Genomic DNA, 10032 nt, shown 5'->3' with positions numbered 1-10032 from the left:
GGGCAATACCAGTCCATGTCACCATTCACTCCATCTCTTCGCAAAGACGGATGAATCACAACAGGCTGGTATTGTTCAAAAACTTTCGGATCGGGCTCTAAGGCCATATCCTGATCTTATGGCGTCCGGCATGGTGGTGGGGCAATCCTTGGCATGGTACACGGGCGCGTTTTTCATTCATCCTGTTCTGGCGGAGTACTGTCCGTGCCCTTCCTGTGGCTTGTGTCCATCCTGTGCATGCTGGTGACGGTCCTGCATCCGGCCCGCGCCGCGCAGAGCGGCAGCGTGGTGTCCCCCCGTGCCACCGCAACCCTGGTCACGGATGACGATACCTACATGCCCGGCAGGCCCCTGCATGTGGGCCTGCGGCTGCAACTGACGCCAGGGTGGCACACCTACTGGCTCAACCCCGGTGATGCGGGCGATGCGCCGACGCTGGATGTGCGGGCAACGGGCGGGGCGACGGGACAGGGTAGCACCATTGAATGGCCCACGCCGCGCGTGCTGCATGACGGCCCGCTGACATCCTATGCCTATACCGGCGATGTGCTGCTGCCGGTCACGCTGTCCCCCGTGGCGGGGAAGGGGGACGGGCCGGTCACGCTGGATGCCACGGCGGAGTGGCTGGTCTGTGCCGATGTCTGTGTGCCCGAACATGGCAGTTTCAGCCTGACCCTGCCACGGGGGGAACCGGCGCCTTCGGCGCAGGTGGCCGCTTTCGTCAGTGCCGCCGCCAGCAGGCCGGTGGCCTCGCCCTTTGCCGCCCGTGTCTCAACCGTCGGGGTCCTGCAGTTGATCGGGCGCGGGCTATCGCCGGATGCAGTGAAGGATGCGTGGTTCATGCCCGAAGTGGCGGGTGCGATCGATCAGGACGTGCCGCAGGCCGTGACGGTGCGCGAGGGTGTCGTGCAACTGACACTGAAACCGGGGCCGGTATTCCATGACGGGGCGGGCCTGTCGGGTATCGTGGTCCTGCGTGACCCCATGGGACGTGAGCGCGGATTATTGGTGCAGCCGGTGGTGGGGGACGTGCGCGTGCTTGCACCTCCATCGCCCATGGCTGTTGCCCCCGGCGGAATCAGGCATGTCGGCTGGCTTGTGGGCATGGCATTCGTGGGGGGGCTGATCCTGAACCTCATGCCCTGCGTATTCCCGGTGCTGGCGATGAAGGTGCTGTCGCTGGAGCGCATGGCGCGGGGCGCGCGTAAGGCGGCGCTTATGGGGGCAGGGGCCTATGCCGCGGGCGTGGTGGGTTCGTTCGTGGTGCTGGGCGGGGCGATTGCCGCGCTGCGTGTGGCGGGCCAGCAGGCGGGCTGGGGGTTTCAGTTCCAGTCTACCGGTTTTGTCATCGTGATCTGCCTGCTGCTGCTTGCCGTAGCGCTGAATCTGCTGGGTTTCTTTACCATCGGCCTGCGGTTGATGGGGCTGGGGGACGGCCTGCCTGCCCATGCGGGGGATTTCCTGACCGGCGTGCTGGCGGTTGTCCTTGCCTCGCCATGCACCGCGCCATTCATGGGGGCGGCGGTGGCCGGGGCGCTGGCCGCGTCCCCGGTGGTGGGGCTGCTGGTTTTCGCGGCACTCGGGTGCGGGCTTGCGGCACCTTATCTGCTGCTGGCGTGCATGCCCGGCCTGCTGGGCTGGCTGCCGCAGCCGGGCCGGTGGATGGAAACCGTGCGCAACCTGCTGGCCCTGCCGGTGCTGGGAACATGCGTGTGGCTGGCATGGGTGGCGAAGCTGGAAGGCGGCATGGACGCGCTGGGCCTGCTGGCGGCGGGTGCGATGCTGGTTCTGGCGGGATGCTGGTGCCTGCGCCGGGCCAGTATGATGGACCTGCGCGATGCCATGGAAGGCCGCGCGGGGCTGTGTCGCGCCGTTGCGATCCTGACCCTGCTGGTGGCATTCGTGGGTGGTGGCGTGCTGCCACCTGCCACCGTGCATGACCGGGGCCGGGGGACCGACCGGGTGACGGATGGCAGTTCCACCTTTTCCCCCACCCGGCTGACGGAACTGCGCAGGCAGGGGCGTCCGGTCTTCGTGGACATGACGGCGGCATGGTGCATTTCATGTCTGGTCAATGAACGCGTGGCCCTGTCCACCCATGCAGTGCAGGACGCCTTTGCCCGGCGTGGAATCGTTTACATGAAGGGAGACTGGACCCTGCGGGATGCGGCGATTACCGCCTTCCTGCATGACCATGGCCGCGACGGCGTGCCATTCTATGCCTATTATCCTGCACACGGGACGGAGGTCATCCTGCCCGAAATCCTGACGCCCGGCCTTGTCCTGCGTATGACCGCACCGGCGGGAAAATAAGGTTTTTTGGGAACGCCGCCTTTTTTCAGGAAGGCGGCGTTCCTCGAAGCTCTTTGAAAAAAGAACTTCACCAGAACCGTCTTTACAGAGCCGAAAAAACAGGGGACGGATGATGCCGCCCCCTGCATGGGAAAGATCAGTTGGTGCTGCCCGGCAGCGTTAGGTTCCCCGGCGGGGGAGAGCGCAGTTGCGGCTTGGCCGCCGGTGTCGCGCTGTCCCCATCATCGGATGGATACCCGGTTGGGAAGATGGCGTCCGGCCCGTCATTCGCGGGCTTTGGTGTTGCCTGCGTTGCCGCGGGTGTCGAAGGGGCCGCAGCCGGAAGGTCTGTCGGCCCACCGCCAATGGTCATGGTGCTGGTGTCCGGGGCCGGGGTGGTGGCCTGCGTGGTGGCTGGCTGCTGTTCCTCGGTGCCGTCCAGTGGCTGTGCGACGATGCCGCCGGGCGCCTGCGCCTGCCCGGTGACCAGCCAGTTGCCCAGATTGTTGCGGATCTGGGATTCCAGTTCCTTGCTCATGTCCACCAGCATCATGTTGGTGAGGGTGTTCAGATTTTCCGGCGTATCGCTGTTGCCATGTTTCCGTTTCGGGTCATAGGACCGGGTCACCTGGGCGACGGCATATCCCGTGCGGCGGCCATCGGCCGATGTCACGTCCAGATGCACGTTCAGCTGTCCGTCCAGAATGCCACCGGGTTCATGCAGGATCGAGGCCCGGTCGATGGTGAAGACGCCTTCCCCCCCGCTGCCTGCGGCAATCAGCCGGTCATGCGCCATCTGCTTGAGAAGCTGGTCCGGCGGGTTGGGCGCACGTCCGGACAGATCGCCTGGCACCAGCCCCGGCTGCCCCCGGTCCACCACCGAAATGGACGCGACATTCAGGTTCAGCGGCTGGGCATCGCCATACTGCGGGCCTTCGAACGTGGTGGGGGTGTCGTTACGGTGGCTGCGGCTGTAGGCAGGATCGCACAGTGGCAGCGTCAGCAACGGCAGGCTGGCCACAAGTGCCGCGCGCAGGCTGCGGCGCAGGGCGGGGGCGGAAAGCGGCGAACGGTTCGGTCGCATGGATTATATCCCGGTAACGGCAGGCGCGCGCGGCGCGGTCGGTGGGTCAGTCCTGCGACCGTGCCATGTTCCGCGCCGGTGGAACAGGGGCAGGACAGCGTCAGGCTGCCTTGCCGCCGATCTCATCACGCTGGAAGTGGAAGCTGTGGTTGCAGAACGAGCAGTTCATGGTGATCGTGCCGTCCTGCGCCATATGGTCCAGGTCATCCAGCGGGAAGGTTTCCAGAATGCCCGACAGGCGCGCGCGTGAGCAGCGGCAGCCAAACGCCAGTGCGCGCGGCTGCCCCGCAACCAGCCCTTCGGCATGAAACAGGCGGTACAGAAGATCCGCGGACGAAAGGGTGTCATCCAGCACTTCGCGCGCCGTCAGCGTCGTGGCCAGGGTAACGGCGGTTTCCCACGCATCATCGCCTTCTTCGGGCGTCATGTCGGCATCGATGCCGCCATCCATGGCGATCTTTTCCATCACCAGCGCGCCAGAGCGCCAGCCCACGGGTGTTTTTTCACAGAACAGCCTGACCCAGCAGGCATGCTGTTCGCTGGTGGCAAAGTAATGCGCGGCCATTTCCGACAGGCTTTCGCCATTCATCTCGACAATGCCCTGATGGATGTCGGTATCGGGCCCCTGATCGACGCTGAAGGCGATATATCCCTTGCCCAGCAGCTGGCTGGCGGTCGGGGCGGGTGTGGTCTTCAGCAGCTCGGCCACCTGTTCGTCATCCGAACGGGCATGGAAGCGCAGCGCGCCGGAATCGGTGCAGTCCGCCAGCAGCAGGCTGACCGGGCCATCCCCCTTGGCCTGCAGGGAAAATGACCCCCTGAACTTCAGTGACGATGCAAGGGCCGCCACCAGCGCCAGCGCTTCCCCCGCCAGCCGCAGCACGGCATCAGGATTGTCATGGCGGGTCAGCAGCGTATCGGTCAGCACGCCGGGACGCACAAGACGGCCGCGCACCGGCCGGTGGTCCAGATAGAACGGCACGACACCCTGCGGCACGACCAGATCGGGCGTGTCGGGGCGACTTGCGTCCAGAAAGGCGGGGGAAGAATTGTTGGCAGTCATGGCAGAAACCCGCAGCATCACGTGCCCCCGTTTCCGGGGGACGTGGGTCATTACAGATTGGCGGTAATATCCGCCTCCAGCGCGGCAAGGCGCTGGTCGAGGTCTTTCAGCTGGTCCGCCGGCAGCAGGCCGTCCGTGTCCAGCGTGGTCATGGCACGCAGGCGGCAGCGGTCATGTTCCATATCCAGGTCTTCGGTGCGGCCTGCCCCGGCAATGCAGTCCAGATAGGCGTCACGCACCGCGTCAATACGGGTGTCACGGGTGGGCAGGGCGGCAAAGATGTCGCGCACGCTTTTTTCCGCCCAGCCGGGGATTTCCGGCGTGTCTTCGGTGGCGGAGGGCAGGGCGGGCTGTTCGGCCGGTCCGGTCATGCCGTGGGTTCCTTTCCATATTGCTGCCAGTCCTCGCCGCACAGCGCCCAGATCAGGATGCCCTTCTGCGCATGCAGGCGATTTTCGGCCTCGTCGAACACGACGGAATGCGGGCCTTCAAACACGTCTTCCGTCACCTCTTCCCCGATATGGGCAGGCAGGCAGTGCAGGAAAAGGGCGTCGGGCGCCGCATGTGCCATCAGGGCCGCATTGACGCGGTATGGTTCGAACGCGCTGATGCGCTGGGCCGATTCCTTGTCCGACATGCTGACCCATGTGTCTGTAATCACCGCGTCCGCCCCGGCCACGGCGGCCACGGGGTCGGTCGTGACCGTGATCTGCGCGCCATGTTCGCGCGCCCATGCCACGGCGGCGGCCGATGGCGCATGCGTCGCGGGCGTGGCCAGACGCAGGTGGAAGCCGAACAGGGCTGCCGCCTCGATGAAGGAGGTGGCGACATTGTTGCCATCCCCTACCCATGCCAGCGTACGTCCCGTGATCGGGCCGCGATGTTCCTCGAACGTCATGATGTCGGCCATGATCTGCACCGGGTGCGAATCCGGTGTCAGGCCGTTGATGACCGGAACGCTGCTCCAGCGTGCAAGCTGGCGCAGGTTTTCCGTCTTGCCGGTACGCAGTACGATGGCGTCAACAAAGCGTGACAGCACGCGCGCGGTATCGGCAATGCTTTCCCCCCGGCCCAGCTGCATGTCACCGGGGGAGAGCAGGATCACGTTTCCGCCCAGCTGCTGCATCCCCACTTCAAACGAGACACGGGTACGCGTGGACGGCTTGGACAGCATGAGGCCAAGCGCCCGGCCGCGCAGCGGCAGCGCCGGGTGCAGCGGGCGGGTGCGATGGTGCTGCATGCGCTTAATCCCGGCCGCGACATCCAGGATCGTGCGTAGCGTCGCACCGTCCAGGTCACGCAGGTCAAGGAAGTGGCGAGGGGTCACGTGGGTGGGGGTCTGAAGCGCGTTCATGCCACATTCTCCGTCTTGGCTGCGGCGACATGGGCGCGCACCCGCTGTGCCGCACGGTCCAGCATGGACAGCGCGTCGGCGCAGTCGGCCTCGGTCACGGTCAGCGGCGGCAGCATGCGCAGCACGTTGTCGCCTGCCGTGACACTCAGCATGCCTTCATGGATGGCGGCGGTCTGCACCAGCGCCACGTCCGCGCTGCATTTCAGGCCGATCAGCAGCCCCAGTCCCCGGCGGCTGGCAAAGACATCCGGATAGGTCGCGCACAGCCGGTCCAGCCCCGCATCCAGCTGTGCCGCACGGGCGCGCACCCCTTCGAGGAAGCCGGGGGCCAGCAGGATGTCGAGTACCGCATTCGCCGCGGCACACGCCAGCGGGCTGCCGCCAAAGGTCGTGCCATGGCTGCCCGGCGTCATATGCTTCGCGATGGTTTCGGTGGTCAGCACTGCACCCATGGGGAAGCCACCGGCAATGCCCTTGGCGGTGGACAGGATATCGGGCGTTATGTCCGACCATTCATACGCGAACAGGCGCCCCGTACGGCCCATGCCGCACTGGACTTCATCCACGCCCAGGAACAGGCCGTATTCATCGCACACTGCGCGCAGTTCGCGCATGAAGCGCGGGGTGGCGACATGGATGCCGCTTTCGCCCTGCACAGGCTCGATCATGATGCCCGCCGTCTCGGCCCCGATGGCGTCGCGCACCGCGTTCATGTTGTTGAGTGGCACATGGTCGAACCCTTCCACCCGCGGGCCGAACCCGTCGAGGTATTTGGGGTTGCCCGTGGCCGACAGTGTCGCCAGCGTGCGCCCGTGGAACGCGCCGTTGAAGCAGATGATGCGCGTGCGTTCGGGGTGGCCGGACTTGGCCTGCGCGCGGCGGATCATCTTGATCAGGCCTTCGTTGGCTTCAGCGCCCGAATTGCAGAAGAAGGCGCTGTCGGCAAAGGTATTGGCCACCAGCCGCTGCGCCAGCCGTTCGGCCTGCGGCACGCGGTACAGGTTGGACACATGCATCACGCGCTGCGCCTGCTGCGTGATGGCGCCGACAAGGTGGGGGTTGTTGTGCCCGACCGAGGATGTGGCGATGCCGGACCCGAAATCGAGGAATCGTCGCCCGTCCACCGTGTACAGCCAGGCACCTTCGCCGCGCTCGAAGGCGAGGTCGGCGCGATTGTAATTCGGCATCAGGGCGGAAATCATGGAACAGCCTTGTGATTTCAGGTCAAAGAAAAAAGGATCATGGTTCAGAAACGAAAACGGCCCACCGCCATCGGGGTGGGCATATTCCGTTTTCCGATTTCTCCGGCTACTACAATTAAGGCGACACGACCTGTCGCGCCGTCCTGTCTGCGCATGCAGATCCGGAAAGGAGGGAGAATATGGCCCGCCTGTGCGAAATGCAACCTTCGCGCCATTTCCGCCCCCGCTGGGGCCATGGCAGCCATACATCCGCGCATAATCATGGGCGCGGGCGCATGGCTGTGGCATAGTGGGGATCATGGTGGCCCGTCCTTCCCGCTCCGCACCCCGACCGCCTGCCCCCGCGCCCGATGCCGCCAGGCTGCGTGAGGTGGCCCTTGCCTATCTTGCCCGTTTTTCCGCAACCCGCGTGGGCGTGGAACGGATGCTGGCGCGTCATATCGACCGCTGGGTGCGCCGCGCGGTCAGCAGCGGCATGGATGAACATGACGCCATGCAGGCCGTGCTGCCTGCACGCGGCGCCATTGCCGCCGTCGTGGCCGACATGGAGGGGCTGGGCGCGGTGGATGACGCCCGTTTTTCCGAATTCCGCGCCCGGTCCCTTGCCCGCGCGGGCCGTTCGCGCCGTATGGTCGCCGCCCATCTGGGCGTGCGTGGCGTGGATGAGGCCACGGTGGGCCGTGCGGTGGAGGAAGCCCTCGGCCCGCGTGACGGGGAAGGGCAGGAAACCGAACTGGCCGCGGCCCTTGTCTTTGCCCGCAAGCGTCGCGCCGGCCCCTTCGTGCGTCCCGATGCGGATGGGGACGAGGTGGACAGACGCTACCGCCGCGCGATGGATGCCATGGCGCGCGCGGGGTTTGCGCATGATACGGCCCGCAGGGCGCTGGACATGGAACTGGAGGAAGCGGAGGACCGGATCATGCGCATGAGGATGGCATGAAGCGCGAGCGGACACGGGCCGCGCTGGCGCGGACAGTACTGACACGGGTCGTGGCGGCGGGCGGCCTGCTGTCGCTTGCGGCATGTGCGGGCGGCGGCAGCGGCCATGGTTGGCACGGGGCGGTGCAGTGCGCTCCCTATGCACGACAGGTCACGCATGTGCAGCTCAGTGGCGCTGCCGCATCATGGTGGGGGCAGGCGCAGGGCCGGTATCCGCGCACCCATGCGCCAAGGACGGGGGCGGTGCTGGTGTTTCGCGCCACGGGGCGCCTGCCCGACGGGCATGTGTCCGTCGTGCGCGCAGTGCGCAGCCCGCGTGAGGTACTGGTGGACCAGGCCAATTGGGTGCCCGGGCGTGTTGGCCGGGGCGAACCGGTGGTCGATGTCTCTGCCCGCAATGACTGGTCGCGGGTGAAGGTCTGGTGGTCCCCCATTCACGACATGGGCAAAACCGTTTATCCTGCTTACGGGTTCATTCTGCCGGCAGGCTGACCGGTCAGACTGGCGGGGGTGCTTGCATATCGTGGCGCCTCCCCTCACATAGGCGGGGTAGGGCAGGCCGCCGCCATATTGGATGGCGGATGGACAATACGGTATTTTGCGTCATGGACGCGGATCGAGGGATGCGATGGGTAGCTTGAGCTGGGGACATTGGCTGATCGTGCTGGCGGTGGTGCTGGTACTGTTTGGCGGCGGTGGCAAGATCAGTTCGCTCATGGGTGACATGGCGCGCGGGATCAAGTCGTTCAAGAAGAACATGGCCGATGATGCGCCGGAAGATCCGGTGCCGACCGGTCATATCCAGGGACCGGGCAAGGAGAAGGACGCCTCCTTTTCCGAAGCGCCGCAGCATTCGGCCAATAACGTAAAATGATGATGGATTGCGCGCCTGTGCCGCGCGGATGGGCGGCGTAATGGATAATGCAGCGTTCCCGGCGGGGGCATACTGCCGGGCAGTGGACCGGATCATCGCGGCGGGCCGGCGTATGGACCGTTTCGGCTGGGTGCCTGCCACGGCTGGCAATATCAGTATCCGCCTGCCTGACGGCAACCTCGCCATCACGCGCTCGGGCGGGCACAAGGGGCTGCTGGGGCCGGAGGGTGTGATATGCGTCGATGCGGCGGGCAGGCCCCTGACCCCGGGCGACCGGCCCAGCGCCGAAACCCTGCTGCATTGCCAGATCTATGCCCATGACCCGGATGCGGGCGCGGTACTGCATGGTCATTCCGTCGCCTCCACCGTGCTGTCGCGGCTGGGTGGGGATGCGCTGGTGCTTGAAGACTACGAGGTGCAGAAGGTCTTCGCGGGACAGACCACGCATGCCGCGCGGGTTCACGTGCCCATATTCGACAATGACCAGGACATTGTCCGCCTGTCCGGCGTCGTGGCCCCGCATCTGGATGGCATGCGCGCGGGCTACATCATCCGCGGGCACGGGGTGTACGTGTGGGGGAAGGACATGGACACCGCGCTGGCCCGGCTGGAGGGGCTGGAATTCCTGCTGGCCTGCGAACTGGAAAAAAGGAAGATCCGATGAGCAGCCTGAACGTCTATGCCGATAACAATCCCGGCACGCCCATCATCCACCTGACCGATCCCAGGCGGATTGCATCCGAACTTGCGGCGATCAATGTGCGCTTCGAACGTTGGGACAGCCCCGTTGTCCCCTCGCGCACCGCGTCCGAAGCCGAGGTACTGGATGCCTACCGGCCCTATCTTGACCAGTTGATGGGGGAGACAGGCGCGGGTTCGGCCGATGTGCTGCGTGTCGGGCCCGACACGCAGGGCTGGGCACAGGCGCGCAGCAAATACCTGTCCGAACATGTCCATAGCGAGGACGAGGTCCGGTTTTTCGTGCATGGGCAGGGGGATTTCATCATGCATGTGGGCGGGCGCGTATATGACGTGCGCTGCACGGCGGGGGATCTGATTTCGGTGCCTGCCGGTGTCCCCCACTGGTTTGATGGGGGCGAGAGCCCGGACTTCGTGACCCTGCGCGTGTTCACCAACCCCGATGGGTGGATCGCGCAGTATACCGGCAGTGACATCGCGGCCCGCTTCCCCGTTGAAGCCTGAGCCGTACTGAGGGAGATGAGA

The 10032-nt window shown here is 65.7% G+C and carries 11 protein-coding genes; 6 read left to right on the top strand and 5 right to left on the bottom strand.

Annotated elements, in window-relative coordinates; translation table 11 throughout:
• The first annotated feature begins 198 nt into the window (after positions 1 to 198).
• A complete protein-coding gene (locus CFR80_RS09455; RefSeq protein ID WP_029329519.1) occupies positions 199 to 2313 on the top strand; it encodes a protein-disulfide reductase DsbD family protein in 2115 nt (704 codons plus the stop codon).
• Positions 2314 to 2449: 136 nt separating this feature from the next.
• Here the strand turns inward: CFR80_RS09455 and CFR80_RS09450 are convergent, their stop codons facing one another.
• The 5 genes from CFR80_RS09450 to CFR80_RS09430 all read right to left on the bottom strand — a co-directional run bounded on the left by CFR80_RS09450 (position 2450) and on the right by CFR80_RS09430 (position 6995).
• Positions 2450 to 3376 (bottom strand): hypothetical protein, encoded by a 927-nt coding sequence (locus CFR80_RS09450; RefSeq protein WP_010514811.1) that lies wholly within the window; start codon positions 3374 to 3376, stop codon positions 2450 to 2452.
• A 100-nt stretch (positions 3377 to 3476) separates the two neighbouring features.
• Entirely contained in the window at positions 3477 to 4457 is a 981-nt protein-coding gene (gene hslO, locus CFR80_RS09445; RefSeq protein ID WP_010514812.1) for an Hsp33 family molecular chaperone HslO, read from the bottom strand.
• A 32-nt stretch (positions 4458 to 4489) separates the two neighbouring features.
• Complete coding sequence (locus CFR80_RS09440) at positions 4490 to 4810, bottom strand: hypothetical protein (protein WP_010514813.1); 321 nt, start codon at positions 4808 to 4810, stop codon at positions 4490 to 4492.
• The gene (argF, locus tag CFR80_RS09435; protein WP_010514814.1) at positions 4807 to 5793 is read right to left on the bottom strand and encodes an ornithine carbamoyltransferase; all 987 of its coding nucleotides are present in this window, start codon (positions 5791 to 5793) and stop codon (positions 4807 to 4809) included. The genes CFR80_RS09440 and argF overlap by 4 nt, the downstream gene beginning before the upstream one ends.
• Entirely contained in the window at positions 5790 to 6995 is a 1206-nt protein-coding gene (locus CFR80_RS09430) for an aspartate aminotransferase family protein (RefSeq protein WP_048856301.1), read from the bottom strand. The genes argF and CFR80_RS09430 overlap by 4 nt, the downstream gene beginning before the upstream one ends.
• A 298-nt stretch (positions 6996 to 7293) precedes the next feature.
• Here CFR80_RS09430 and CFR80_RS09425 point away from each other — a divergent pair, with 298 nt between their 5' ends.
• The 5 genes from CFR80_RS09425 (at position 7294) to CFR80_RS09405 (ending at position 10011) form a co-directional block, all read left to right on the top strand.
• The gene (locus CFR80_RS09425) at positions 7294 to 7935 is read left to right on the top strand and encodes a regulatory protein RecX (RefSeq protein WP_029329521.1); all 642 of its coding nucleotides are present in this window, start codon (positions 7294 to 7296) and stop codon (positions 7933 to 7935) included.
• Complete coding sequence (locus CFR80_RS09420) at positions 7932 to 8426, top strand: CHAP domain-containing protein (protein WP_010514818.1); 495 nt, start codon at positions 7932 to 7934, stop codon at positions 8424 to 8426. The genes CFR80_RS09425 and CFR80_RS09420 overlap by 4 nt, the downstream gene beginning before the upstream one ends.
• Positions 8427 to 8562: 136 nt before the next feature.
• Positions 8563 to 8808 carry a twin-arginine translocase TatA/TatE family subunit gene (locus CFR80_RS09415; protein WP_029329523.1) on the top strand — a complete coding sequence of 82 codons (246 nt, stop codon included), beginning with the start codon at positions 8563 to 8565 and terminating at the stop codon, positions 8806 to 8808.
• Between the two features lie 40 nt (positions 8809 to 8848).
• Positions 8849 to 9472 carry a methylthioribulose 1-phosphate dehydratase gene (locus CFR80_RS09410; RefSeq protein WP_010514820.1) on the top strand — a complete coding sequence of 208 codons (624 nt, stop codon included), beginning with the start codon at positions 8849 to 8851 and terminating at the stop codon, positions 9470 to 9472.
• Positions 9469 to 10011: a 1,2-dihydroxy-3-keto-5-methylthiopentene dioxygenase gene (locus tag CFR80_RS09405; protein WP_110507281.1), complete on the top strand. Its 543-nt coding sequence runs from the start codon at positions 9469 to 9471 to the stop codon at positions 10009 to 10011. Before CFR80_RS09410 ends, CFR80_RS09405 begins: the two co-directional genes overlap by 4 nt.
• The last annotated feature ends 21 nt before the right edge of the window (positions 10012 to 10032 follow it).

The sequence above is a fragment of the Komagataeibacter oboediens genome (assembly GCF_003207815.1).
GTDB classification, from domain to species: Bacteria; Pseudomonadota; Alphaproteobacteria; order Acetobacterales; family Acetobacteraceae; genus Komagataeibacter; species Komagataeibacter oboediens.
This window is presented reverse-complemented; position numbering and strand designations above follow the sequence as displayed.